Origin of the sequence: Endozoicomonas sp. SESOKO2, from assembly GCF_024606245.1 — a bacterium.
Taxonomy (GTDB): Bacteria; Pseudomonadota; Gammaproteobacteria; order Pseudomonadales; family Endozoicomonadaceae; genus Endozoicomonas_A.
Genome location: NZ_JAHHPQ010000065.1, coordinates 1 through 24,716, shown reverse-complemented (window position 1 = coordinate 24,716; position 24,716 = coordinate 1). Strand labels below are relative to the sequence as shown.

26 protein-coding genes are annotated in these 24,716 nt (G+C 47.2%); 9 read left to right on the top strand and 17 right to left on the bottom strand.

Going from position 1 to position 24,716, the window contains the following annotated elements; genetic code table 11:
• The first annotated feature begins 87 nt into the window (after window positions 1-87).
• On the top strand, window positions 88-402 hold the full coding sequence (locus tag KDK17_RS01705; RefSeq protein ID WP_257252865.1) for an MGMT family protein: 315 nt from the start codon (window positions 88-90) through the stop codon (window positions 400-402).
• 3 nt (window positions 403-405) lie between these two features.
• Entirely contained in the window at window positions 406-600 is a 195-nt protein-coding gene (locus KDK17_RS01700; protein ID WP_257252864.1) for a hypothetical protein, read from the top strand.
• Between the two features lie 27 nt (window positions 601-627).
• On the opposite strand, the gene KDK17_RS01695 is transcribed toward KDK17_RS01700, so the two are convergent.
• The 4 genes from KDK17_RS01695 to KDK17_RS19445 all read right to left on the bottom strand — a co-directional run bounded on the left by KDK17_RS01695 (window position 628) and on the right by KDK17_RS19445 (window position 4,457).
• The gene (locus KDK17_RS01695; RefSeq protein WP_257280248.1) at window positions 628-2,193 is read right to left on the bottom strand and encodes an MFS transporter; all 1,566 of its coding nucleotides are present in this window, start codon (window positions 2,191-2,193) and stop codon (window positions 628-630) included.
• A gap of 240 nt (window positions 2,194-2,433) precedes the next feature.
• Window positions 2,434-2,919, bottom strand: coding sequence for a YajQ family cyclic di-GMP-binding protein (locus KDK17_RS01690; RefSeq protein ID WP_257252861.1), 486 nt, complete (start codon window positions 2,917-2,919; stop codon window positions 2,434-2,436).
• A 96-nt stretch (window positions 2,920-3,015) separates the two neighbouring features.
• Complete coding sequence (locus KDK17_RS01685) at window positions 3,016-3,237, bottom strand: dodecin (RefSeq protein ID WP_257252859.1); 222 nt, start codon at window positions 3,235-3,237, stop codon at window positions 3,016-3,018.
• A gap of 47 nt (window positions 3,238-3,284) precedes the next feature.
• Window positions 3,285-4,457 carry a MerR family transcriptional regulator gene (locus KDK17_RS19445; protein WP_257252858.1) on the bottom strand — a complete coding sequence of 391 codons (1,173 nt, stop codon included), beginning with the start codon at window positions 4,455-4,457 and terminating at the stop codon, window positions 3,285-3,287.
• 257 nt (window positions 4,458-4,714) lie between these two features.
• On the opposite strand from KDK17_RS19445, the gene KDK17_RS01675 reads away from it, so the two are divergent.
• Complete coding sequence (locus KDK17_RS01675) at window positions 4,715-4,990, top strand: DUF1778 domain-containing protein (protein ID WP_257252857.1); 276 nt, start codon at window positions 4,715-4,717, stop codon at window positions 4,988-4,990.
• Entirely contained in the window at window positions 4,987-5,481 is a 495-nt protein-coding gene (locus KDK17_RS01670; RefSeq protein ID WP_257252855.1) for a GNAT family N-acetyltransferase, read from the top strand. The genes KDK17_RS01675 and KDK17_RS01670 overlap by 4 nt, the downstream gene beginning before the upstream one ends.
• A 51-nt stretch (window positions 5,482-5,532) precedes the next feature.
• On the opposite strand, the gene KDK17_RS01665 is transcribed toward KDK17_RS01670, so the two are convergent.
• On the bottom strand, window positions 5,533-7,260 hold the full coding sequence (locus tag KDK17_RS01665; protein ID WP_257287196.1) for an AarF/UbiB family protein: 1,728 nt from the start codon (window positions 7,258-7,260) through the stop codon (window positions 5,533-5,535).
• A 459-nt stretch (window positions 7,261-7,719) separates the two neighbouring features.
• On the opposite strand from KDK17_RS01665, the gene KDK17_RS01660 reads away from it, so the two are divergent.
• Window positions 7,720-8,649, top strand: a complete 930-nt coding sequence (locus tag KDK17_RS01660) for a ketopantoate reductase family protein (protein ID WP_373691553.1) — start codon at window positions 7,720-7,722, stop codon at window positions 8,647-8,649.
• Between the two features lie 23 nt (window positions 8,650-8,672).
• Here KDK17_RS01660 and KDK17_RS01655 read toward each other — a convergent pair whose 3' ends face one another.
• The 3 genes from KDK17_RS01655 to KDK17_RS01645 all read right to left on the bottom strand — a co-directional run bounded on the left by KDK17_RS01655 (window position 8,673) and on the right by KDK17_RS01645 (window position 10,429).
• Window positions 8,673-9,182, bottom strand: coding sequence for a hypothetical protein (locus KDK17_RS01655; protein ID WP_257252851.1), 510 nt, complete (start codon window positions 9,180-9,182; stop codon window positions 8,673-8,675).
• 382 nt (window positions 9,183-9,564) lie between these two features.
• Window positions 9,565-9,888: a hypothetical protein gene (locus tag KDK17_RS01650; protein ID WP_257287195.1), complete on the bottom strand. Its 324-nt coding sequence runs from the start codon at window positions 9,886-9,888 to the stop codon at window positions 9,565-9,567.
• Window positions 9,889-9,922: 34 nt separating this feature from the next.
• Complete coding sequence (locus KDK17_RS01645; protein WP_257275176.1) at window positions 9,923-10,429, bottom strand: hypothetical protein; 507 nt, start codon at window positions 10,427-10,429, stop codon at window positions 9,923-9,925.
• Between the two features lie 145 nt (window positions 10,430-10,574).
• Here KDK17_RS01645 and nadC point away from each other — a divergent pair, with 145 nt between their 5' ends.
• From nadC to KDK17_RS01630, 3 genes are all read left to right on the top strand, one after another.
• Window positions 10,575-11,453 (top strand): carboxylating nicotinate-nucleotide diphosphorylase, encoded by an 879-nt coding sequence (gene nadC, locus KDK17_RS01640; protein WP_257252846.1) that lies wholly within the window; start codon window positions 10,575-10,577, stop codon window positions 11,451-11,453.
• Between the two features lie 17 nt (window positions 11,454-11,470).
• A complete protein-coding gene (galE, locus tag KDK17_RS01635; RefSeq protein ID WP_257280250.1) occupies window positions 11,471-12,487 on the top strand; it encodes a UDP-glucose 4-epimerase GalE in 1,017 nt (338 codons plus the stop codon).
• Between the two features lie 93 nt (window positions 12,488-12,580).
• Window positions 12,581-14,263 carry a helix-hairpin-helix domain-containing protein gene (locus KDK17_RS01630; protein ID WP_257287194.1) on the top strand — a complete coding sequence of 561 codons (1,683 nt, stop codon included), beginning with the start codon at window positions 12,581-12,583 and terminating at the stop codon, window positions 14,261-14,263.
• Window positions 14,264-14,457: 194 nt separating this feature from the next.
• Here the strand turns inward: KDK17_RS01630 and KDK17_RS01625 are convergent, their stop codons facing one another.
• Complete coding sequence (locus KDK17_RS01625; protein ID WP_257287193.1) at window positions 14,458-16,350, bottom strand: hypothetical protein; 1,893 nt, start codon at window positions 16,348-16,350, stop codon at window positions 14,458-14,460.
• A 623-nt stretch (window positions 16,351-16,973) separates the two neighbouring features.
• The gene (locus KDK17_RS01620; protein WP_373691551.1) at window positions 16,974-17,399 is read right to left on the bottom strand and encodes a prepilin-type N-terminal cleavage/methylation domain-containing protein; all 426 of its coding nucleotides are present in this window, start codon (window positions 17,397-17,399) and stop codon (window positions 16,974-16,976) included.
• Between the two features lie 184 nt (window positions 17,400-17,583).
• Between KDK17_RS01620 and KDK17_RS01615 the strand changes: the two genes are divergently transcribed.
• Window positions 17,584-18,024, top strand: a complete 441-nt coding sequence (locus tag KDK17_RS01615) for a hypothetical protein (RefSeq protein WP_257252841.1) — start codon at window positions 17,584-17,586, stop codon at window positions 18,022-18,024.
• Here the strand turns inward: KDK17_RS01615 and KDK17_RS01610 are convergent.
• The 7 genes from KDK17_RS01610 to KDK17_RS01580 form a co-directional block, all read right to left on the bottom strand.
• Complete coding sequence (locus KDK17_RS01610) at window positions 18,017-19,456, bottom strand: O-antigen ligase (RefSeq protein WP_257252840.1); 1,440 nt, start codon at window positions 19,454-19,456, stop codon at window positions 18,017-18,019. The two genes, KDK17_RS01615 and KDK17_RS01610, sit on opposite strands and share 8 nt — an antisense overlap.
• Window positions 19,457-19,618: 162 nt before the next feature.
• The gene (locus KDK17_RS01605; RefSeq protein ID WP_257280253.1) at window positions 19,619-20,467 is read right to left on the bottom strand and encodes an ABC transporter permease; all 849 of its coding nucleotides are present in this window, start codon (window positions 20,465-20,467) and stop codon (window positions 19,619-19,621) included.
• A 10-nt stretch (window positions 20,468-20,477) separates the two neighbouring features.
• A complete protein-coding gene (locus KDK17_RS01600) occupies window positions 20,478-21,341 on the bottom strand; it encodes an ABC transporter permease (protein WP_257252838.1) in 864 nt (287 codons plus the stop codon).
• A 2-nt stretch (window positions 21,342-21,343) separates the two neighbouring features.
• Window positions 21,344-22,447, bottom strand: a complete 1,104-nt coding sequence (locus KDK17_RS01595) for an ABC transporter ATP-binding protein (protein WP_257274438.1) — start codon at window positions 22,445-22,447, stop codon at window positions 21,344-21,346.
• 84 nt (window positions 22,448-22,531) lie between these two features.
• Complete coding sequence (locus tag KDK17_RS01590) at window positions 22,532-23,602, bottom strand: extracellular solute-binding protein (protein ID WP_257252835.1); 1,071 nt, start codon at window positions 23,600-23,602, stop codon at window positions 22,532-22,534.
• 159 nt (window positions 23,603-23,761) lie between these two features.
• Window positions 23,762-24,202 (bottom strand): type II toxin-antitoxin system VapC family toxin, encoded by a 441-nt coding sequence (locus tag KDK17_RS01585; RefSeq protein ID WP_257252834.1) that lies wholly within the window; start codon window positions 24,200-24,202, stop codon window positions 23,762-23,764.
• A complete protein-coding gene (locus tag KDK17_RS01580; protein WP_257252833.1) occupies window positions 24,199-24,471 on the bottom strand; it encodes a type II toxin-antitoxin system Phd/YefM family antitoxin in 273 nt (90 codons plus the stop codon). The genes KDK17_RS01585 and KDK17_RS01580 overlap by 4 nt, the downstream gene beginning before the upstream one ends.
• Window positions 24,472-24,716 lie beyond the last annotated feature (245 nt).

Below are 24,716 nucleotides of genomic sequence, written 5' to 3'. Positions count from 1 at the left end.
ACCAATTTATTGCAACCGCAGTAGGACAGCCTTAAGTCCGACAGGCTGCTAGATGACTGCTTTATAAAATCAGCCTGGAGACTTGGCTTGCAAGCACCGTTCAGTCCATCCGATATCTGGCTCATCCTGACCAAAATACCCGAGGGTAGCGTGGTCACCTATGGACAACTGGCCAACATGGCCGGTGCACCAGGCTATGCCCGGGTAGTCGGTAACATTCTAAAGCAACTACCTTCAGGTTCCGGACTTCCCTGGCACAGAGTCATCAACAGCAAAGGACAAATTTCGTTTCCAGTGTCCAGCGCCAAGTATCAACAACAGCAATCCTTGCTTGAATCAGAAGGTATCACTTTGCTCAATGGCAAAGTCAATCTGAAGCTATTTCAATGGAGTGGAGAGTAAATCTTGAACGACCTGGATCAGCACCCTGAAGACATTGCCCTGGCGATTGAAATTATTCGCCAGTTGGAAAACCTTAACTATCAACCTGAAACCATTCTCCAGGCAATGGTGCATGTTTGCAGGGATTCTCTCGGCAAGCTTCCAGAACAGGAAAAGGGGCAGTGGCAAGCAAAACTGATCGCCGAGATCAAAAGATAGAGTTAGCGGGCTTTTTTGCCCGCCTCGTCAATCGGGAGCAGCCTCCTCAGACTGCTCCATCAGCTTCTGTAAATAAGTGATTAACAGCAACACTGGCAATCCAAGAATAGCGGAGCCTGCAAAAAAGATGGGGTAGTTCACCGCATCCACGACGCTGCCGGAGTAGCCTGCCATCAGTTTGGGTACCAGTGTCATCAGTGAACTGAAGACTGCGTACTGCATCGCTGTGAATGCCCGGTTCGTCAGACTGGAGAGGAAAGCCACAAAGGCCGCAGAAGCAATACCGGCGCTGAGATTATCAGCTGCAATGACCACAGCAAGTATCCAGGTTTCAGGTTCCATTTGTGCCAACATGGAAAACAGCAGGTTACTGACAGCAGCCAGTAGCCCACCGATCCAGAGGATTTTCATCACACCGTAGCGAAGGGCTAACAGCCCGCCCAGGAAACCACCGGCAATGGTCATCAACAAACCAAAGGTTTTGGTGATAGCCGCTATCTGTTCCTTGCTATAACCCATGTCCTTGTAAAACACATTGGCAACGGCTCCCATCACAATATCAGCAATCCGATAAGTGCCAACCAGCAGCAAAATATAGATCGCCAGTTTTCCATAACGCGCAAAGAAGTCAGTAAATGGTGTGACGTAAGTTTCTCTGACCATCCCCCTGGGTGCTACGTTCAGGCTGATCATCAACCAGGCAGACCCTCCACCCAGAGCGACACTGAACAGCAACCGGAAGGATTCAGAAAAGAATCCTGCAACATGTGCAGAAAGCCCGCCATCCACCAGCGTCGTTTTCAACTGGGAAGCTATCTCAGGGGTCAATGTAAAGCCTGCCACAAAAGCGCCTGCTGCCACTACAAACAACCCCAGAAAACGAACATAGTCACGGGTACCGTATTGTTCAGAGAAGGCTGACTGATTGTTTTCAGGCTCTGAAATCAATAGTGTGGTGGCAACCCCTACCAGCATGAACGCCGCCATACAACGATAAACAGAAGCCCAGGCCTCATAGTGGTAAACGGATTCGTCGCCACCTGAAAACCAGCTGGCCAATGCCAGACTGCCTGCCCCGGCTACTATCATACCGACTCTATAGCCTGCAATGTAAGCGGAAGACATCATGGCCTGAAGATCGCTCTCCGCAGCTTCTATACGATAGGCATCAATGACTATATCTTGTGTGGCCGATGAGAACCCCAGCATCACTGCCCCTACTGCAACCCAGGTCAATCCATAGATGGGATCATGACTCGCCATAAATAAAAGAGCAGCCATCACCGCAAACTGGGCAAGTAACAGCCAGGCTCTTCGGCGCCCGAGACTTTTTGTCAACCATGGCAGGGGAACCCGGTCAACCAATGGGGCCCAAACAAACTTGAATGAATAACCCAGGGCAGCCCAGCTGAAGAAAGTCACCATGCTGCGTTCAACACCCGCCTCCCGCAACCAGATAGACAGGCTACTGAATATGAGTAATATGGGAAGGCCTGCTGAAAAGCCAAGAAACAGAGCACTGATTACCCTAGGATGCCTGAAACTCTTCCATGCCTCTCCCCAGGAACGGGTAGAAGCGTTCATTAGTTGCATTCTGCTCCTCCGGGTGTGCTTTTGACGGTTTTTATAGTGTTCTTCGTTGAACTCTTGGTGGAAAACTGTCCCGATAATATCAACATAATGATTGTGCCTTCCAGTGGTCGAATCTATTGAACTGAGTTTATGTCGCAGAACTCCCGGGAAGTTTTAATCAAAGCACACCTGAACATGCCGGGGAACATTTTTTTCGTCTGGATGTTGCTCAACAGGAGAGGCGAGCCTCTCCTGTCAGGATCAGTCTCTGAAGTTATTGTACTGAAGAGGCATCTCGGTGTCCGCTTCTCTCAGCAATGCAATAGCGCTCTGAAGATCATCACGCTTCTTGCCAGAGACGCGAACCTGCTCGCCCTGAATGGCAGGCTGTACCTTGAGCTTGGCATCCTTGATCATCTTGACGATTTTCCTGGCCTGCTCTTTATCCAGCCCCTGACGAACCACGACATCCTGTTTAACCTGCTTGCCAGAACCATAATGGTCTTTCACTTCCAGGCATTTAACATCAATGCCCCGTTTGACCATTTTGGTTTTCAGCATTTCAACCATCTGCACCAGCTGGAAGTCAGCATCGGCTGTCATCACAATCTGGTTTTCACCGCTCTTTTCAAAGCTGGCTTCAACCCCTCTGAAATCATAACGGGTGGTCAGCTCGCGGTTCGCCTGATCGACCGCATTGGTCAGCTCGTGCATATCCACTTCTGAAACAATATCAAATGAAGGCATGAGGGATTTTCCAATCAACAAACTCTGAAAGTAGATGACTATTGTATCCGAGAATCCCTGCTGAATGGCAAGCCCCCGTTACAACGGGTATGGCAATCAAGACGCTTTACCACGGTCTTCCAGCCTGAAACCAATTCTCACGGTCACCTGAAAATGTGCGATCTCACCATCCTCAATATGACCCCGATGCTCCACCACTTCGTACCAGCCCAGGTGATTCAGAGTGACACTGGCAGTGGCAATAGCATTGCGTATGGCATCGTCGCTGCTGACGGTTGAGCTGCCTACCACTTCCAGAATTTTATAGATGTGTGACATAAGTACTCTCCACGACGTTGGAACGTAGAGGTAGTATAGACATCCTTTTAATCGCGCTTGGCAAGAACAAACATTTGATAGCCGAACTGCCCCAAGAATTTACTGTAGATATCCAGCTCACTCTCGATATCCTTCAACGCTTCTGATTCAGACATATCTGATGACAAATCATGGATTCGTTTTTTCAGTGGTTCAGAGTAGTTATCCCACGACTCCCTGCTGAGAGAAAAGTGGTCGACTACATCATACCCGGCAGCATCCATTTGTTTCAAACGAGTGCTAATCGCCTGAATATCAGGATAGGACTGCTCCCAGAACGCCATCGCTTCTTTGTCTGGCTGATCTGTCAGCCAGACCAGGTCGCTTAACATCATGTAGCCACCGGGCTGAAGAAGCGGCCGCCACTGAGTCAGTGCTTTTTGAACCCCCATGATGTAAGCACTGCCTTCTGACCAGATGAGATCAAAGCTTTCATTCTCGAAGGGCAATTCAGTCATGCTGACGCAGACACTGGAAAGCCTTCCGGAAATATCCTGTTCCTCAAAACGTTCTTCCAATCGAGCCAGTGCTGACGGTTCGTTATCTATTGCAGTGATGTTTGCGTCGGTATTGTCTATCAACAACTTGGTTGACAGACCTGTGCCACAACCAATCTCCAGAATATCAGCAGGGGCTTCAGGCAGCAGAGACAAGGCTTTCAGTGTGTCTTTTTCATTGCCTGGCCCCCAACGTTCCAGCGTCTCATAAACTTTCATAAAGTCGTTCATATAGGTTTCGTGATCATTCATGTCTTTTGATAACCATTTTAATCTGAGGGCTTCTTTCTCAGTAAAACCCTGCTTCACCAGCCAGTTAAGATGAGCATCCGGAGCCACCCTTTCGAGGTCTTCATGCCAGGTTCTGAGATCACCTTCACCCAGCATGGCTGCCAGCAACGCTCGTGATTGCTGCTTCAATGCAATGTCTTCATCAAGCTGCCTTAAGCGATTTCGTAACAAATCTTTGTCTATCTTTTCTTCAAGGCAAACTTTGCACTCTTTCAAAGTCAGCCCTCCCGCTTGCAGTTGCTGAATCAGGCGGACTCTTTGCAGGTCTTCATCGCTGTAGAAACGGTAGCCATTTTCAAGCCTCTTACCTGAAATAAGCTGCTGTTTCTCGTAGTAAAGAAGCGCAGTGCGTGAAAGCCCGACAGCGGCGGCTAATTCAGAAATTCGGTACACACTGAAGTATCCTCAAATCATCAACAGGGAGGAACTTTAAGCTATAAAGCTGTAGACAGGTCAAGGAAAATTGAACGCCCGGAAATAAACAGAGACCAATCCCAAGATGCCGAAAGCCTGTAAAGTGTCATCAACGTCTAGTTCAGTGGAGGTCTTACGCTGAAGTTCGACACAACAATTTCTCCACATATGTTTGATTTTCAAAAAAGATTGAAAAATACTCTATTTGCCATTATGACACATAACAAGGAGGATTTATGGCAACATCACTACCCAGAATCACCACCCGTATTGATACAGATACAAAAGAACTACTGGCTGAGGCTGCGGCTATTATCGGTGTTTCCAGCATTAATTCCTTTGTACTGTCCGCTGCTATTGAGAAGGCCAAACAGATCATGGACAGCGAGCGATCCCTGAAACTGAGCCAGCAAGATGCTCTGTTACTTGTGCAGGCTCTGGATAAAGATTTAAAACCCAATCCTCGACTTAAGCAGGCGGCCCAGCGTTATAAAAAGACAGGGAATAAATGAAAACTTTAATTCTCGATAAGAGCAAACACGACCGTCAAGGCTTTGATTGCGGTGTTTCTGCCCTGAACAATTATCTTCAAATGATGGCGAGGCAGCAGGCAGGGAATGACAATACCCGAACCTTTGTGCTGGAGGACTCAGATTGTCCAGAAACCATTATCGGGCATTACACGCTGACCATGATTCCACTGGACTTGCAGGCTCTGCCTGCCAGACTGCAAAAAAAACACAGTAGCGCGGGTTCGGCAGGGCTGATTGCCCGCTTAGCCATCAACAAATACTACTCCGGGCAGGGTTATGGAGAGTGGTTGTTAATTGACGCTTTGCATAAATTACTACAAGCCAGAGATACTGTCGGATTCCCATTGGTTGTCGTAGATGCCAAATCCGGCATAGCTGCTTTTTATGAGAAATTTGGTTTCACACCTTTTATTAATAATCCAGACAAATTGTTTATCACCATTAAAGAGATCAGAGCCAGCCTGCAATAATCATTGCAACTATTCAGTGACACTCCCCGCCTTTGTTCATCAAATAGCTCGCTATTCTCGGTAATACTCCCAGTTATCCATTAGCGACTCCAGTTGCCCTATATACTGACGATATGCAGATAACTGCTTCCCAACCCGCAGTAATAAAGGATTGGTCGGACTGGTCTGAAAACCCAGACTTTGAACAAATTTGTCAAAAGGAACAGTGACAACTTTGTGCAAGGTTGCCATGTCAGCCTTCTGCATATCTTGCTCCTCATGTTCCATGGCAAGCCGGATCAAAAATCGCGTCAATGGCTCGACAAACGCAGCCTCTGATTGGAAAGGCCCCTCCGTATCAGAATGGTCCGAGTTGTCTTTTAACCAATGATAAATCTGACTGCAAATTTCTCCAACGGTAGCTTCTTCCTGAAATTTTTGTAATTCATCAATGGGGGGTATGATATCCGATCCAAAGCCCCTACGATGAGTTTCAATAGATTTTTCTAAACGTTCCAGTATTTTCGGGGATATTGCCGTGCAAACCAGATCCCGGATGTCAACTTCGTCGGTTGTATCCATTGGACTGGGGACATCTGGCTCCTCACCCAGGCCATTCCCGTTAGCACGGTTATGAAATAACAAGAACAGTCCTGTAACAAGTGAATAATAAACAGGGTCTTTCACTATGCGCAAAATATCGTTATTGGCGCTACTGTTGGCGTGATCAATACAATAAATACTGATACGATCGCTCTCCAGTTTCATCATGAAATTGCCCGTTTGGAAATCGGTGTTTAAAAAACAGGATTCACTGACTAAATCCAAATAAACCTCTAGCACAAGTTTATGAATGCCGACGATAATAGTATTTATTTCCGCTTCACTTAACCTTCCACCCTCTTTCCAGTCCGGCTGCCACGAAGTGAGCCTTTCCCTTAACGCGTCTGCCCGATCAAGAGAACAGCCATCAATATACTCCATCACAAGGGCATCAGGACGGGATAAAGGTACAGACACCTCAGGGACCCTGAACTGAACCGGCACCTGATGGCCTGAACCGGTACTTACCTGATACTGCCTGGTTTCTGTCAAATCTTTTAATGCCTCAGACGCTTTTTCGGTAAACGTAAGTTCCCGTGATAAATCACACTCATTACTAAAATTCTTGAATGCACTGGATATGTCGTCAAAGCATATCTTAGAGATAAAACCCCAGTCATGGAGGGTAGAAAACAGGCTGATCATCATCGAAACATCAATGTTAATTTTTTCTGCCAACTCAGGTGATAAAGATTTAACAGCAAAATCTCTTCCACCAATATTGAACTTATCGACCTGGCAAACAGTCCCACGCCCAAGTGTTTCAACATGCCGTACAGGTACTGCTGAAACGGCACTGTTAGCTATGAACTGGCTACCGCTGTCATTATCAACTGTGCCTGATCTTTCCAACCTGGCATCTTCAGAAAGCAGTCCGACATTAGCCAGATTGCGCTCGACAATTTTCCTGATTACCTCAGGATCAACCTTGCCTGCCGAATACTGGCTTGCGACTTTGATTATTTCAGTCGTGTAGTTATGAAGATCTTGATATGATTTGAAATACTCAGCCGGTGCCTGTGTTGCAGCTACGTATTGGCCTATTTTGCCGCACAGCCCGCCATTTTTATGAAAAAACTGAGCAATTGGTTCAGGAGAACGATAACAAGCCACCTTCGCCAGTGTAGTGCAGCCACTATAAGCCAACCCAAGAACACGTGATGTCCTTTTAAGGGAGCGGGTGAGTCCTTGTGTCACTGAGCTAGCCGCCTGAGATATCGTCCTGACAACCAAGGTTTCACCCGCTCTGGAGTGATCGGCTGCAGGGTATTCATGCGCCGGTTGCAATTGCTTATCGGGATTAATGGCGGTGACAGTGCTGTTTGATGATGCACTGGTGGAAGCAGTAGTCTCAGACACCCTGCTGTAAGCACCGGTGCTGGTCACTCCTCCGGTATTATTGGAAACATCCATATCATTCTCCTTGGCTCATCCATATTGTTTACCTGCTATTTTTGACTTGAATGAATCAAAGAAGTTCATTTTTAATTCTTGTTATTTTTTGCCTTTTTCAATGTTGAATTGACACAGCGGTAAACAGGTCAAGAAAAATTGAGTGGTCGAGAACAAATAGAGACCGACTTACTCCGCAGGCGACACTCAATATTCACATATCATCTTTGACTGTTTAAACTCGCGCGGATTATCTCAACCAGAGTGAGCCAAGAAGTGACCTGGCATATCATCGGTGCTGGCAGTATGGGCTGCCTGTGGACAGCTCATCTCCTCAAGGCCGGAATGAAACCCACCCTGCTTGTTCGTGAACAAAGGTTGCGCTCGCTCAATGCTGCCCAGCCTGTTCTAACCATTGATGAACTGGATGGCACCACTCAACACTACCCCATCAAAGTGGATTCTCCCGAATCTCTCACTGACTCGATCACACATTTAATGGTCTGCACAAAAGCTCAGGATGCTGAAGCTGCGGTTCTCTCACTGGCTGATCATTTATCAGACCAATGTCAGATACTAGTAATGCAGAACGGTATGGGAAGCCAGCAAGCGGTAGCACAACATTTCAGCTCACAAACCATATGGGCCGCATCGACGACAGAAGGGGCATGGATGAAAGACTTTCTGCATGTCTGCCATGCCGGTCGTGGATCAACCTGGGTCGGTCCTGTCGTTCAGAACCCTGACGAATCTGTCTGGCACGCTTTCAAAGAGGCTCTGGAAAAACTGCCAATCGATATTCAGTTTACCCATAAGATTGAACAAAAGCTCTGGGATAAGCTGGCGGTCAATTGTGCCATCAACGGTCTTACTGCCTTGTATGATTGCAGGAATGGTGAACTTCTGAACACTGAAGAACGTCAACAGCGTCTGGCAGCCTTGGCTGAAGAAGTGATGCAGGTGAGGCAATCGGCCGGTATTCCCGGTTCAGGAAACCTTTCTGAGTTAGTCAGGCAAGTCTGTCGGGATACTGCGATGAATCACTCCTCCACCTGCATGGATGTCCGACAGGGTCGAAAAACCGAGCTGGCTTTTATCAACGGCTATCTGATTGAGCAGGCCGAAAAGCTGGGGGTGGAGACACCTGTCAATCGGGCATTGATGAGAGAGTTGGCAGAACTCAGCATCCGGTAGTCGGAAATAAAAACGCCATTACCTCATCGACCGTGAGGCGAGTGCCATAACCTGATAGCCGATCCCAGTTGGCACCGGTAGTGAGCAAATCTGAGAATAACTCCGGTTTTTGCATCCGTTGCAATAGACTTTATTTTAAATTGTCCATCATCCTCCTCGGAAAGGGTGTAGACAATTTGCCATTCTGTCCAGGCTGGCACTACCCATTCCGGCTCAGGAGGGACATCCCTGAGTCCGAGCACTAAATGCGTACTCACTTTATAACTCGTTGACATCACTATTGAGCCATCTTCATTAATGTTGTTTTGTTTAAAAACAGTCATCTTTTTTCCTTTGAGACTCTGAAATAATGGCCACTTATCCGTACACTGGTCGAGATCAATCACACCGGTAACAGACAGTTCTCCTTGCTCAAGAGCACTCTTGAGCGATGAGTAGGATTCAATTTGTGTGGCCCCGGCCCATGCCCATGCCTTGGAACAGATGATAACCACTGTGAGAAAAGCACAGGTGATCAGCCTGAAAATATACATGTGTTTTTGCTTGTTGTTGCGTTTTGAAAGAAATCTCCATTATAGGTGATGATGCGCCATTGCATTCGGCAAGACCAAAGATATCTATTTTACGGCTATCTGATTGAGCTGGCTGAAAAACCGGTGGTAAAAACACCGGCTAACCAGCCACCAATGAGAGAAATGACAGAACTCAGCACCCAGTAACCATAAAAACTGCCGACGCCCTGATGACCGTGAGGTGTTCGCCATAACTTAACAGCCGATCCCAGTTGGCACCTGTATTGACCTGCGCTCAGGATCGCTCCGGTATTTGTATCTGTCGCAATAAACTTTATATTAAATTGGCCATCATCCTCCTCGGAAAGAGTGAAGGCACTTTGCCCCTCTATCCAGACTTGCCCTACCCACTCTGGCGGAGGATTGGCAAGCTTGAGTTCATTAAATGCATACTCACTTTATAGCTCGTTAACATCACTATTGAGCCATCTTCATTAATGGTGTTCTGTTTAAAAACAATCATCTTTTTTCCTCTGGAATTCAGTGATAATGGCCACTTATTCTGACACTGTTCCATATCAATCAGGCCGTTAACAGGCACTTTCCCCTGCCCAAGAGCACTCTTGAGCGCTGAGTAGGATTCAATTTGTGTGTTCCCGGCCCACGCCTCAGAAAAAAAGATAACCAGAGTAAGAAAAGCACAGGCGACCAACCTGACAATGCACATGTTTTCTGCCTGTTGCTGTGTTTTATATGAGATCTCAAAGACCGTGAGGTGTACGCCATAACTTAATAGCCGATCCCAGTGGGCACCTGTAGTCTCCGGTTATGAGGGTCTTTCCGGTCTTTGCATCCGCTGCAATAAACTTGACTTTAAATTCCTTATCATCCTGACTGGAAAGGTCGTAGCCACTCTGCCACTCTATCCAGACTGGCATGTCTTCTGTCCGGTCTGGCAGACGACTGGCCCACTTGCTTTCATCCATAAGCGTATTCACTTTGTAGGTGGTTAGCATACTCACCGTGCCGTCTTCGTAGATGGCGTTTCGTTTGAAAATAGTGATCTCTTTTCCCCGAAAATCCAGAGTCTTTTGTGACTTACTCGTGCACTGTGCAAAATCAATCACACCGATAATAGGCACTTCTCCCTGTTCAAGAGCGTCCCTGAGGGCTGGGTAGGAGTCAATTTGTGTGGTCCCGGCCCATGCCTGAGAGCAGGAGATGACCAGAGCAAGAAGGGCACAGGCAAAGAACCTGATGATGAACATACTATGTGCCTGCCACTGTGTTTTAAAAGGGATTACAATTATAGATCAAGACAGGCTATTGCAATCGGCAAGACCAAAGACATCAAGTTGTTTATAATCCCAGCCAATTTTTCATCATTCCCGGTAAAACATAAGTAGACTCAACATGCAGCCCCATGACAATCTCACCTCCGACCTGATCGACACTATCCAGCGCAATGTTCGCCATGCTCTGGAAGAGGATATCGGTTCAGGTGACATTACGGCCTCTCTGATTCCTGCCGGGCAAATGGCCAAAGCCCGTATCCTATGCCGTGAGCCTGCCGTTATTGCCGGACGCCCCTGGTTTGATGAAGTGTTCAGACAGATCGATTCATCGGTCAATCTGAACTGGCAGGTTAAGGAAGGTGAACGTGTTGCAGCGGATCAGGTTCTGGTTTACATGGAAGGCCCTGCCAGAAGCCTGTTGACCGGTGAACGTGCTGCCATGAATTTCCTTCAGACCCTTTCCGGCACCGCTACCCGCTGTTATCACTATGCCAGTCAGGTCAAAGAGACAGACGTTCGACTGCTGGACACCCGCAAAACCCTGCCCGGTCTTCGTCTTGCTCAAAAGTACGCCGTCAAGGCAGGCGGATGCCACAATCACCGAATCGGACTTTATGATGCCTTCCTGATCAAGGAAAACCATATTGCCGCCTGCGGGGGTATTGAGCAGGCAGTCGACACCGCCCGAACCATGGCTCCGGGCAAACCCGTAGAAGTGGAAGTCGAGAACATGGAGGAGTTCCGACGGGCAAGAAGCGCTGGTGCCGACATTATCATGCTGGACAACTTCCCTCTGGAAACACTGCGTGAGACCGTTGAGTTGAACAAAACTCTGCCAGCGCCTCAGCCCGGACTGGAAGCTTCCGGAGGAATCACCGAGGAGCGCCTGCCGATGATCGCAGCGACCGGCGTCGACTTTATTTCTATCGGAACGCTCACCAAAGACATTGAGTCCGTTGACCTTTCCATGAGACTGGTTGATATCACAGAGATCTGAACAGGAAGCCACAGAGCATGAGTAAAATTCTGGTCACAGGGGGGGCTGGTTATATCGGTAGCCATACCTGCCTGGAATTATTAAACGACGGCTACGAAATAGTAGTTCTGGACAACCTTAGCAACAGCAACCAAGAATCTCTGCGCCGGGTTCAGGAGATAACTGGCAAGACACTGGAGTTTGTCAACGGCGACATCCGTGATCGAGCCTTGCTGGACACTCTCTTTCAACAGCATGATTTTGAAGCCGTCATCCACTTTGCAGGGTTGAAAGCCGTAGGAGAGTCCTGCGAGATTCCACTCGATTACTATGACAACAATGTGTACGGCACCTTGGTACTTTGTCAGGCCATGCAGGCAGCTCGTGTTAAACGTATCGTTTTCAGCTCGTCAGCGACTGTCTATGGTGATCCGGCCACTCTGCCGATCACGGAAGATTTTCCGCTGAGTGCCACCAATCCGTACGGTCGCTCGAAGCTGATGGTGGAAGAAGTTCTGGGAGACCTCTTCAAATCAGATACAGACTGGAGCATTGCGCTGCTTCGTTACTTTAATCCGGCAGGCGCTCACCCTTCTGGTCGTATCGGCGAAGATCCTAATGACATCCCCAACAACCTGATGCCCTATGTGTCTCAGGTGGCCATTGGAAAGCTGGAAAAACTGCGAGTCTTTGGTGACGACTATCCCACCGTCGACGGCACCGGAGTTCGTGATTATATCCACGTCGTGGATCTGTCACTGGGCCATGTCAAAGCCATAGAAAAACTTCGTACAACCAAAGGCGTACATATCTGGAACCTCGGCGTAGGCAAAGGTTGTAGCGTACTGGAAATCGTTGCAGCGTTTGAGAAAGCGTCTGGACAAAATGTGCCTTATGAAATCACACCTCGCCGTTCCGGAGACATTGCTGCCTGCTATGCCAATCCCGAAAGAGCCCTCAATCAGCTAGGCTGGAAAGCAGAGCGAGGACTGGAAGACATGGTGACCGACGCTTGGCGCTGGCAGTCCGAAAATCCCAATGGCTATAACCCGTAAACTTATAGCCATTTGATTCTGACCCACCTCCCGATCAGTTTCGTCTTTTGTTGCCGATCAATAAAAGACGATACCCGCCCCGGAAAACTGATCATGAAACACCTTTTTTTACCCTTACTTTTGCTCATCCCAGTGGCGGCATGGAGTGCCTGCCCAAGCTGGTCTGCTGTGCAGGCTGAAAAGCAGATCACTGCTCTGCACAAAGAAATCAAACACCACGACGATCTCTACTTCAACAAGCACTCTCCGGTCCTTACCGACCATGAATACGATGCGCTAAAAGCTCAACTGCAATCTCTGAAACACTGTTTTCCAGAACTGACACTCCCCGCTGTCGCTGAAGAGAATGCCGAAGGACAAGTCGATCATCGCGCCTTTATGGGTAGTTTGAAAAAAGCCCGGGACATTAACGACATCAAAAAATTCCTCAAAGAAGCCGGAAAGGAAAGCATTCTGGTTCAACCCAAGATAGATGGTGTTGCGGTTGAGCTGGTTTATCAGAACCGCAAACTGGTAGCCGCTTCCACCCGTGGCACAGGCGACAGAGGAGAGAATATTCTAGATGCAGTCAAACAGATGCCCATGATCCCGAAAGTGCTGAAAACGGAATACAATGACATTATCCTCCATGGAGAACTATTTGCCCGTTTGAGTGAGACCGTCAGACATTCCACTTACAGCAGTGCCCGCCATTTTGTCTCCGGCCATATCAGTCGCAACGAACTGGATGTTAGCTCACTGGACAGTATCGAGTTTTTCCCCTGGCGCTGGGTCAACAGCCCGTTTGAGAGCGACAAAACGGTTATTAACACCCTGTACAGCTATGGCTTTGAACTGCCCGCCCGGTATACCGATCTGGTGAATACTCTGAAAGAGATAGAAAAAATTCGTCAAACCTACAGCAAACCCAGTGGTGAAGAACCCTTCCTGATGGACGGTATTGTTCTGAAACTGGACAACCTCGAGCTTCGCAAAAAACTGGGCTGGGACAGCCGCAGCCCTGCCTGGGCCATTGCCTGGAAATTCGCTTCAGACAGTGCGGTAACGGAAGTTAAAGGCGTTGATTTCAGAGTGGGACGAACCGGCCATATCACCCCGGTAATTCAGGTGGAACCGGTAGCAATCAGAGGGGAGACAGTCCGTCAGGTATCACTGGGCAGCATCAAAAACCTGACTGGGAAGGATATTGCTATTGGCGACCAGATTTCTGTTCAGCTTAAAGGTGCCGCTACACCCGTTTTTGGTCAGGTTGTTCTGAGACCGGAGCATCGCACTCAACCAACACCACCAGACCCGACAGGTTACGATGCCTTCTCCTGCCTGGAGTTGAAGCCCGGCTGTGAAGAACAGCTGACGGCAAGAGTAAAGTGGCTGGGGACAAGGTTGGATATTCCCTTCTTGCACGAGCCTCTGATTAAAAAACTGATGTTAAATAAAATTATCAGCCGCTTACCAGATAGCTTCAAAATGTCTGAATATGATCTGAAACAGGCAGGCTTAAATGAGCACTCATCGAAACAACTGCTAATGGTACTCAGCACTCTCCACATGGCTTCTCTGAAGTCCCAGATAAGAGCCTTGAGCATTCCACAGGTGGGAGAAAGTCGTTCTGAAAAACTGGTAGCCCATTTCAAAAGCTGGAAAAAAATTCTTAATGCTACGCCTCAGGAAATAGCTGCTGTGGCTTTGATGTCCGTTGAGCAGGCTCGGAGAGCTAAAAGCTATTTAAATGCTCCGAGCATCAGGGACTCTATTGAATGGTTTAGACGACCATGACTGTATTTCCGCCTTAAGCAGTCTCAAAAGCATCAACAATAAAAACCTCTCTGGCTTCCGGGCTGTCTCGTTCCGCAGCAGGATCATAATCTTATACGGGTTCATGCCGTTAAAAAACAATTACTGCGCTGATGCTCCCACTTAGATGAAGAGTGTCTTTTGATTGTTATCTTTATGAAAGGGCAGTGGCTAGATCAAGGACTATCTTTATCATTGCATTTCAGGTCATCAAGCTTGCGTTTTCGATGTATTCGTTTGTGATTCGACAGGGCTTTGAGACTGTCGCAAACCTTTCCGCATAGCTGCAGCTGGCTATCATCACCGGTCACCGTCACCTCACAGGTTTGTGGCCCACTGTGGGAGCTTCTTTTGTGATCCGACAACGCTTTGGGGCCATTGAATACCCTCCCGCATGGCAACAGCTGGCTATCTTCCCCGACCACGATGACGTCACAGGTTCGTGGACTCCTGTGGTACCTGTCTTTGTGATTTATCAGGGCTTGTTCATTCTTGCAGAGCGTTCTGCATGGTCGCTGCTGGCCACTTTTACCGACCACTGTCGCCTTACAGGTTTGTTCCCCGGTGTGGTATCTGATTTTGTGAGATGACAGTGATCGGGCATGCTTGAAGGTTTTCCCACATGGCCACTCATGGCCGTCTTCCCCGACCACAGTGATGTCACAGGTCTTTTGTCCATTGTGGTAAATGCTTTTGTGACAGTGAAGGGCATGGGTATTCTTGCAGACCGTCCCGCAAGGCCGCTGTTTGCCATCCTTCCCGAGCACGGTCATGTCACAGGTTTGTGGCTCTGAGTGGTAGATTGCTTTGTGATCCAACAGCGCTTTAGGGCCGTTGAAGACCATCCCGCATGGCCGCGGCTGGCCATCTTCCCCGATCGCAGCCACATCGCAGGTTCGTTGTTTTCTGTGGTATCTGTCTTTGTGATCGGTCAGGGCTCTGGCATTTTTACAGGACACACCACATGGTCGCTGTTGGCCATCCTCTCCGGCTACCGTGGCCTCACAGGTTCGTTGCCCGGTATGGTATCTGCTTTTGTGACATAACAGAGATCGGACATGCTTGAATACTTTCCCACATGGCTGCTGATGGCCATCCTCCCCGAACACGGGCAATTCACAGGTTTGTTGCCCGCTGTGGTACATGTATTTGTGTGTGTAGAGAGCACGAGCATTCTTGCAGACTTTCCAGCATTGCCGCAGCTGACCATCCTCCTCGACCACTATCACGTTACAGGTTGCTTTCCCGGCAGGAGCCGTTGTACTGGCTACCCCTGCATCGACTGAGTTCAGGGCAACCCCGTCTGAGGCGACCCCTTCTAAAGAGTTGCAGCTATTCAACGGAGCATTTTGTCCTGGTGTTGCTACTGTCGAAACGCCTACAGAATCCAACGGCGATTGAGCTAACCTCATGCTAACGGTAGAGGATCGGAATTGACAAACGCCGTGACAGGGCTGGACGAAACAATTTAAACCTAAACTGTGCAAATGTTGATGAGGGTCTCCGTTACCGTTGCCAGAGTCAGAGCACACAAGACTGGTGAAATAGCCTGTGGCTAAGATGGCATGCTGGCCGGACGATTCTGATGGCTGGCCCTGTTGCTGACTGGTTTGAAGGTTATTTCCAGAGCCAAACATCATAGTGATGGTGGCAAACGGATGAAACTCACTCGCCTTTTGTTGTCCACTTGGGTTAAACGACGGTGAACCGGGGTTCCAATAGTTCTGTAAAAGCCAACTGACAGTGACGGCCATTTCTACAGGTGACCACGAATAAGGTGTGATTTTTAGAGAGGCGCCTTTGGTTGTCAGGATTAGTTCGTAACCCACCAGCAGCTGGATGTTGTAGAGCCATTGCCATGAAATCGATTCAATATGTGTTGTTTTAACCCCGTATTCGCCCGATTTGTGTGGATTGTGATCAGGTGGCAAGCCTGATTCTGTATAACTGTTTGCGTAGGCAATGACTGACGGGTTACCTGAGAATGTACGCCGGTCACGCATTATAGTGAAGCGCTGTTTCGTAGAACCTTTTTTCTGCTCAAGCTCGACAATATAACGTTCTGTCAATGGTTGGGTCTGGCAGTTGACAGAAAACAATAGCAGTAAGAGCGCTGCTACAAAGAGTGAGTGTTTAATAATTCTATCCCTGCTTTCCGGTTTACAGAAAGGAAGGATAGATCAAGAAAATAAGTGTGCTTTCCCGTTAAAAATCCATTAAAGCGCTGTTGTATCGATTTATACGATTAATGTCTTTTGTTCTTTACCCTCATGTCTCATGAAAGGGCGTGTGTCAGATCATGGGTTAAAGTCATCATCCCCGACAATGCTCACATCACAGTTTTTTTGACCGTTGTAGTATTTGCTTTTGTGAACCTTTAAAGATGCTGCAACTAAACTGCAAAATAGAAGGGTATCTTTCGAGTCCGCAGCACACAGCTATTGGGTAATAGCCATTAGTCTTGATTCATTTGGGCACATTCTTAATAAATACGAGCATGCTCAGGGTCTTATTTTCAGTTGATTAGGGATCAAAAAAAGGGGGGGGTTTGCGGGTAAAACGGACTTTATTTGCAAGCAGCTACAACTAGGCCAGGCACCATTCTGAAGTCACTCTTATCGTCAAATAAACGCCAGACAGACAAAAGGCCGGGTTTAAATCCGGCCTGGGTAAGAACTATCCCAATGAAGTTCTAGGGCGAGAAATCAGGTGTACCAGTTAAAGAATCATTACTACAGAGTGTACCACCACCATTACAACGAAGAGTCCATACGGTGCCTGTTGAATCAGGAGTATACGTTAAAGTCTGACCATCATAGGCTCCACCTGGGGTAATGGTGATAACCCCGTCCGTTACCCCAGTAATTGTGTTTCGTGCCGCAGGAATACCAGAACCAGATGCACCTGCATCACAACTAGTAATAGGGTTGGTTTGAGCACAAATACCCACTGCGGTTTTATATTGGCTGGCTTCACTCAATGCAGCATTTACCGTCGCATTACGGGTATAGTTCTGGTACTGGGGAATCGCCACTGCCGCCAGAATACCAATGATCGCTACTACGATCATCAGTTCGATCAGCGTGAAACCCAGCGTCCTGGACATCCATGTTTTCATCTCGTTATCCTCGGTCATTGAATAGTTGCCCAACGCCAAAACCCGGGGCCCCACAGGTCAGTCTCTAGCAACATGTTTCGGCGCTCATGACCAGAGCTTTAGGCTTTTAAGCCCGCTAATTTCTCGTGATTTTCAAGTGTGACCCGATAACCCCAATACAGACTTAGTTACAGAGGCGGCTATCGTGAAAAATCGCAACCTTTTCGATAATAAAAGACTCTCTCTTGCCGCTCGGGCCATAACCGTTGTGCTGGTGCTTGCATCCACTGCAGTCACCGGAGCTTTGAGTCTTCAGACCATTTACCAAGGTGAAGTGGATCGCTATTTCGAGAAAGAACAGGGCTCGGAGCTGATGCTGATTATTCAATCGGGTCACCACACGCTCAAAACCACAGGCTCAGGAAAAGACAATTTCAGACCACTATTGAGCAGTGAATTGGGGCAATATCAGGATCATACCTTTGTTGGCTGGCATGCGGATTTCAAACAAATGACCCGGGGAGGTGGACTTCCTTTTTTAATGCTCTATGAAGTCAGCTATAAGAAAGGACGCACTCAAGAGTTTTTTTCCTACGAGGGTTTGCTGAGCCCAAAGCTAATCGCCAGAGAGGTACATATTAATTAATGAGGTGAAAGGCTCCATTCTGCCAGAAGCGTGGGGTCATGGATTCAAAGGGAATTGAAACAGGATAGGTGCCTTGAATGAACTCAACATAAAAAATGATAAAGAAGATCATCGACAACACGATGAGCGTTAAAACCAAAAGCTTTGAAATAATCAGTTCGCAACCCTTTACTTGAGCACTGGCCATTAGTCTGTCGTTAACGTGAGCGTGTAGACAATAACCCACTACCAGCACCATCATCATCTGACTCATCGGCGTGATGAGCACACCGCTGATCTGGGCATGAAGAGCCGCACTCGAAATAGCCCACAGAGCCGATATCTGGATATAGGCTTTTCGCCCGGAGATCTGCCCGCCGTCTAAACGTTTTTTCAATCCCACCAGATAAGAAACACTGCCCCAGAGCAATAGGATTACAAAGCACAGTGTGGCCAGCGTTCCCCATTCAGAAAGCCACTGTAAAACAACATTATGGGGTGATCCCAGTCCGTTGCCTGATGAAAGAATAAATTGTTGTGGCCCGACCCCAAGCATGGGGTTCTGCAATGTCAGTTGCCAGGCACTAATCCAAAGCTCAACCCGGTCATAGGTTTTCAATGCAGACGAGAGCGGCCTGAAGCCATCAAGTCCATTCCCCAGAAAGAAAGGAATAAGCCAGATCAAAATCCAATAAGCGAGCAGCCCAACGATCAATGCTTTTATATGAACTCGAATGATGGCTGTGATTGCCTTCCGGAAACAGAGGTAGATGGCTATTCCACTCATAATCAAAGAGAGAACAATACCTCGGCTCTCTGATAAAAAAACGAAAAAATACATGACCACTAAAGGAACCCAGCTTAATCTCTGAACCAGAGATCCCATGTCCTTCGATAAAAGGGGCAACAACGCCAACAGTGGAATCAGCCAGTTCTGCGCATGATTCAAAATTCTGGGGTTAGTGAATCCATAAACCGTGTGCCTCCATGCGTCAGGCGGATATTGCAAATAAACAGCATAGTGAAACAGGTACCCAAAACCATAAAGCCCTATCGCTAAGCCGATGACACTGATAACCCCCGCCAGTCTTCTCTCATCAATACTCTTGGCCAGCAGTAATGAACTCATCATCAACAGGCCATAGAGTCCAACCTCCTGAATGCCTTTTACCGGATATTCACTCATTAATGCAGAGCATGAGCCAAACACCAGGCCGGGGAAGATCAAGACCTTGGCTAAAAATGGCAATTGAGCAAAGCCATTCAGGGTCTGATAGCTAAGGAATACTCCAAAGATCACAGAAAGAAAAATCACCTGAACGACTCGCCTGAAGTTATAGCTGGAGAGCCCGAAATTCCAGATTAAAAGAGCCGACCACATTGCCAACAGCGTCAATGTGATTAGCAGGAACACTGCATTTTTTTGGAGAGACTGATGAATAACTGTGAACATGAGTGCTGAATATCAATGGACACAATGATCAGATATCGGCTGCAAGTCAGGCAAAAATAGCCTCATAAAGGGCTGACAGGCTCAAAATTCAGACTGTAATCCTTACGATCAAAACCAAACTAAAAGGAAATAAAATATGAGCCTGTCCTTTAACTATTTCAATTACTTTCTTTGGATAAAAATACTGACGAGGGCCAGTGCACCAGATCCTGCCATCAATAGTGTCGAAACCGCATTGAGCACCGGTGTTGAACCTTCCCTCATACGATCAAACAATGTAATCGTTAATGGGGAATCACTGCCTGCAAGAATTAATGTGGTATTAAAATTCTCGAAAGACATCAGAAAAGCCACAACCGCTGAGCCAATCACCGCTGGCTTTAACCAGGGCAGTGTAATCGTTGTGAATACCTCAAAACGGCTTGCACCCAGGTTTAAAGCAGCTTCTTCCATTGCGGTATCCAGCTTTCTCAGTCGTGCTGAAATGACGAGTGTTGCCATAGTACTGATAAATACAAATTGTCCAAGAACAATAAGTGGCAGACCGGGCCTTAAAAACTCCAGATCGAGTCCATAACTGTCTTCTATCGTATTGGCGATGCCGCTACTGAAAGAAAGAATGGAAATCCCGAGAATGACGCCCGGAATCACCAGTGGTAGCAACATCAAACTATAGAGAAACTGTTTTCCCCGAAAATCATATCGCTCAAACAACAGTGCATTAGTGATAGCTAAAGTGACGGACAGAATAGCAACAAACAGTGCGATCATGAGGCTAGTGATAATACTTTCCTGTATCGCACCGTCATGAAATAAGCCACGACGCTCTTTGTTGTCGGCAAAATACCAGTCCAGAGTAAACCCTTCCCACGGCAGGGAAGGAAATACACTGTCGTTCATTGAGAAAACGGCAACGACGACAAGTGGAGCCAAAAGAAACATAAAGAACAAGCATACATAAACCGTGTAGGTTTTCTGAAATGCTCTGCTTTGGGGAATACTCGGTATCATGATCTATTTCTCAGGTTTCACTGGCTAATGCCTGTTTGAAGGACTGTTTGCTGAGCTTCAGTCCAAGCCAGACAATCAGCGACGACAGACAGAGCAATAAAACGCCAAAGGCTGCTCCCTGTTCCCAGTTAAAGCGGGTAATAAACTGGGTAAAAATCTGCTCGGTAAACCAGAGACTGTCTTTACCACCCAACAGTGTCGGTGTCAGATAATTACCAAGGGTCAGCATAAAGACGACGATGCATCCTGATACGATGCCTGGTACAGCGTATGGAATAATGACTGTGCGAAGCACCGTGAAGTGGTTACCGCCCAGGTCATAAGCTGCTTCTACAAGGCTGTCGTCCATTCCTTCCAGGGTGCTGACCAGAGGCACTACCATAAAGAGCATGGAGGCATAAACGAGGCCCGTCATAACAGTAATGTCGTTGTACAGCATCTCTACTGGCGCGTCCACCACTCCAATCCATTGCAGGAAGCCACTGACAACACCGCTCTCACGCAGCAAAATCATCCAGCCATAGGTTCGCACAAGTTCACTGACCCAGAATGGAATCAGACAGGCAAGAAACATCAGGTTCTTGTTTTTACCCTGGGCAATTTTGGCGATATACCAGGCAACCGGAAAGGAGATCAGTAATGTCAGGGCCGTAGCAAGTATGGACATCACCGCAGTGCGCAAAAATGTATTCCAATAGAGCGGCTCTGTGAAAAACTCCCGATAATGAAGCAGGCTGAACTCATAAACACCGTAACTGACTCGCTCTCTCATTGAGATGCCCAACATATCCAGCTGTGGTAACAGAATCAGCAATGTCAGCGTCAGCAGCAGTGGCATTAACAGCAGATAAAAAGAGAGTTTTCTACCAGTCATGGTCAAGATTCTCTCTTTTTATTTGATAGAAAAATATTGCTCTGTTGCATATCCCAGGATAATGAGACTCTGTCTCCAGCCACCAGATCATTAAATTCTCGAGTCTGTGGCAACGAAACACTCAACTCTTGGGATGAATCGATATCTTTCACCAGTATCTGGCTATTACCGCCATCAAAAAGAATATTTTCTACCTGACCATTAATATGGTTTTCAGACGTTACGCTCTGATCTCTCCGGATATGAATGGCTTCCGGGCGGATAAACAAATCAACAGCGTCTCCTGCTTTAAGGTCTATTTTTGGAAACGCAGTTTTAAATTGCTGTCCGGCGTTAGATCGGATTATTGCCGTTTCACCAACAATAGACTCAACGATCCCGGCCACCCGATTGTTATTACCAACAAAACCAGCGACAAATGACGTTTTTGGCTCATAGTAAAGCGACTGCGGAGAGCCCACCTGTTCAAAACGGCCATGATTCATGACGGCTACCTGGTCCGACATAACCATTGCTTCAGATTGATCGTGGGTTATGTAAATAAAGGTGGTACCAAACGCTTTTTGCAGTTTTTTTAACTCGACTTTCATTTGTTCCCGAAGCTTCAGGTCAAGAGCGCCAAGAGGCTCGTCCAGCAAGAGAACATCCGGTTCAAGCACCAGACATCGAGCAATTGCCACCCGCTGTTTCTGTCCACCGGAGAGTTGATTGACCGATTTTTTTTCAATACCCGGCAAACCAATACGTTCCAGAACATCGGCAACTTTTTTATCCCTTTGCGGCTTTGGTACCCTGTTGCGCTTGAGTCCGTAAGCAATGTTTTCCCCAACATTCATCATGGGAAAAAGAGCCAGGTGCTGAAACACCATATTTACCGGACGCTTATTAGCCGGGATACCAGCCATCTTCTTTCCTTTTATCAGAATTTCTCCCTGATCAGGTTCAGAAAAACCGGCAAGCATTCTCAGCAGCGTGGTTTTGCCACAGCCAGAGGGGCCCAGTATGGAGAAAAAGAAGCCAGCAGGGATTTCAAGAGAAATGTCATTTACTGCCTGAAAACTGCCAAAGTGTTTGAAAACATTGCGGCATTCGAGATCGAAAGTCATGAGGGTGTACATCCTGAAAAACCACCAGCCTCTGTCATATAACTCTCAGCAAAAAACAGGACTGGCGGGTAAAGCTATAACTGATTACTGTGCGGCTTTGATACGATCCAGCGTTTTTCCTTCGATGATTTCCAGGCCTGCAGGTACTGGCGGATACCACTTGATATTATCGAGACTGCTCTGGTTGTAGCTGATCTTATAGCTGTTGCTGAGCTGTTCGTTAACAAACTCTTCAGCACCGGCAGATGCGGTAAAGTTACCCGCAGCCTCGGTGATTTTGGCAGCAATCTCAGGCTGCATTACAAAGTTGATCCATTGATAAGCAGCTTCATCATTCTTGCCTTTGGCGGGCAGGGCAAAGGTATCAATCCAGCCCAGTGCTCCAGACTCTGGTGGTACGAAGTTGATGCTGGTCGTTTCTTTATGCAGCTTCCAGCCGCCTGCATCCCAACCCATGGCCAAAGTGACTTCGCCACTGCGCAGCAGGTTAAGCAAAGCATCACCGCCTTCCCAGTAAGCTTTAACATTGGCTTTGCAGTTGATGAGCTTCTGCTCAACTTTGCCCAGAATTTCAGCGTATTTTTTCTGATCGTTGTAGGCTGCGAATGGGTCTTCGCCCATGGCAAACGCGAAACCAATCAGGGTTGGACGCTTCAGGCGATAGGATACTTTGCCCTTGTAATCATCAGAGCAGAGGTCATTAAAACTGTAGCTGCTTTTGCTACCTGCAGTATCGGTAATCAGACCGCTGGTACCCCAGATATGAGGCACACCGTACACATCACCGTTTATGGTGGTGTTGGCTTTGGTGGCAGACAGCATGGAAGGAATAAACTGACCGGCATCGAGTTTACTGAGGTCAACAGGTTTATAAATTCGATATTCTTTCTGCGCACCGACAATACGATCCTGACTTGGCTGCACCAGATCATAACCAGCACCGCGAGTAGCGCGAAGCTTGGAAATCATATCTTCGTTATTGGATTTGGTGACCTTAACGGTAATACCGGTTTCCTGTTCAAACTGATCAATCACTTCCTGAGGCGCATAGCCTCCCCAGGTCAGAATTCTTAGTTCTTCCGCCTGTGCACTGGTGGTGAGCATGGCAACGGTGGATATGGTCAGCGCTAGCAGACCTTTCATTGGTTTCAACATGGAGCGCCTCTATGAGGTTTGTTATTGCTCACTATTGTTATGCAATTTTGTTACAGAAATGTTTCACTCGTTAAAACGAAGGTCAATAAAGATATGAGCCTGTTCATATTTATTTTAAAAATATGTGGCTGTTCAAAACCGCCTTATGAATTTTGCGGGTCAGGGTCTGGATGACACTGTACGTTCCCATGGGTTATATAACTGTACCTGGCACATACGCATATCGTTTGTATTTCGAGTAACTACAGTACAGTCATGCACCAAGCCTGTGACAGCTATAAGCCCATCAATCACAGGCATAGGTGCGCCCTTTTTTTCAGATTCAGACTGGATACGCCCCCAAGCTATTGCCACCCCAAGATCTACAGGCAATATTCTGTGCTTGAAGCGCTCCATAAGATCAAACTCAAGCCAGGTTCGCAACTTATCCTGTCTTGTCGGCTCCTGGCATTTCCCTATTCCTTTTTCAATTTCTGCCAGAGTCAAAACACTCAAATAGAGCTTGTATTCCTCACAACTATCCATCCATTCAAGTACATGCTGATCAGGATTTTTTTTGAATGCTTCTGACAATACACAGGTGTCCAGTAAATACTTCACAGATCTTCATCCCTCGGAGTTTCTTTACTTCTGTCAAACACTTCAACATCAGCATCCGAAAAGGGAGATGCTTTTAGAAAGTCACTCAGACTATTCTCTGGTGCGGACATCTTTTGATAGTCTTCAAACGAAAGAATGACAGCCGCTTTATGCCCGTGACGGGTCACAAATTGCGGACCGTACTGGCGAGCCCTGTCCACGATATGACTAAACTTACTTTTAGCCTCTTGTAACTGCCATTGATTTTCCATTTCAATCTCCTGAATCATGACACACCTTAAAAAAAACTAGTCTGACTAGTTATATATGTCAACCTCAGTCTCTTCCAATATGAAATGAGCCTGAAGGGGAGCCCAGTTTCCAACATGAAATGAGCCTGTAAAATTCAGCACTGTCGTTCATGATGCGAGGGTGAAGATCATAGAAAATAAAAATAAAAAAATAAAAAGGACATCCACAAAAAAAAAATAAAAAGGACATCCACAAAAATAAAAAAAAATAAAAAGGACATCCA

Excerpts from the sequence above, each read along its gene's own strand:
- KDK17_RS01695 (WP_257280248.1), bottom strand. The coding sequence starts at position 2,193 with ATGCAACTAATGAACGCTTCTACCCGTTCCTGGGGAGAGGCATGGAAG.
- KDK17_RS01690 (WP_257252861.1), bottom strand. The coding sequence starts at position 2,919 with ATGCCTTCATTTGATATTGTTTCAGAAGTGGATATGCACGAGCTGACC.
- KDK17_RS01685 (WP_257252859.1), bottom strand. The coding sequence starts at position 3,237 with ATGTCACACATCTATAAAATTCTGGAAGTGGTAGGCAGCTCAACCGTC.
- KDK17_RS01675 (WP_257252857.1), top strand. The coding sequence starts at position 4,715 with ATGGCAACATCACTACCCAGAATCACCACCCGTATTGATACAGATACA.
- KDK17_RS01670 (WP_257252855.1), top strand. The coding sequence starts at position 4,987 with ATGAAAACTTTAATTCTCGATAAGAGCAAACACGACCGTCAAGGCTTT.
- KDK17_RS01655 (WP_257252851.1), bottom strand. The coding sequence starts at position 9,182 with ATGTATATTTTCAGGCTGATCACCTGTGCTTTTCTCACAGTGGTTATC.
- KDK17_RS01650 (WP_257287195.1), bottom strand. The coding sequence starts at position 9,888 with ATGTGCATTGTCAGGTTGGTCGCCTGTGCTTTTCTTACTCTGGTTATC.
- KDK17_RS01645 (WP_257275176.1), bottom strand. The coding sequence starts at position 10,429 with ATGTTCATCATCAGGTTCTTTGCCTGTGCCCTTCTTGCTCTGGTCATC.
- nadC (WP_257252846.1), top strand. The coding sequence starts at position 10,575 with ATGCAGCCCCATGACAATCTCACCTCCGACCTGATCGACACTATCCAG.
- galE (WP_257280250.1), top strand. The coding sequence starts at position 11,471 with ATGAGTAAAATTCTGGTCACAGGGGGGGCTGGTTATATCGGTAGCCAT.
- KDK17_RS01630 (WP_257287194.1), top strand. The coding sequence starts at position 12,581 with ATGAAACACCTTTTTTTACCCTTACTTTTGCTCATCCCAGTGGCGGCA.
- KDK17_RS01620 (WP_373691551.1), bottom strand. The coding sequence starts at position 17,399 with ATGAAAACATGGATGTCCAGGACGCTGGGTTTCACGCTGATCGAACTG.
- KDK17_RS01610 (WP_257252840.1), bottom strand. The coding sequence starts at position 19,456 with ATGTTCACAGTTATTCATCAGTCTCTCCAAAAAAATGCAGTGTTCCTG.
- KDK17_RS01605 (WP_257280253.1), bottom strand. The coding sequence starts at position 20,467 with ATGATACCGAGTATTCCCCAAAGCAGAGCATTTCAGAAAACCTACACG.
- KDK17_RS01600 (WP_257252838.1), bottom strand. The coding sequence starts at position 21,341 with ATGACTGGTAGAAAACTCTCTTTTTATCTGCTGTTAATGCCACTGCTG.
- KDK17_RS01595 (WP_257274438.1), bottom strand. The coding sequence starts at position 22,447 with ATGACTTTCGATCTCGAATGCCGCAATGTTTTCAAACACTTTGGCAGT.
- KDK17_RS01590 (WP_257252835.1), bottom strand. The coding sequence starts at position 23,602 with ATGTTGAAACCAATGAAAGGTCTGCTAGCGCTGACCATATCCACCGTT.
- KDK17_RS01580 (WP_257252833.1), bottom strand. The coding sequence starts at position 24,471 with ATGATTCAGGAGATTGAAATGGAAAATCAATGGCAGTTACAAGAGGCT.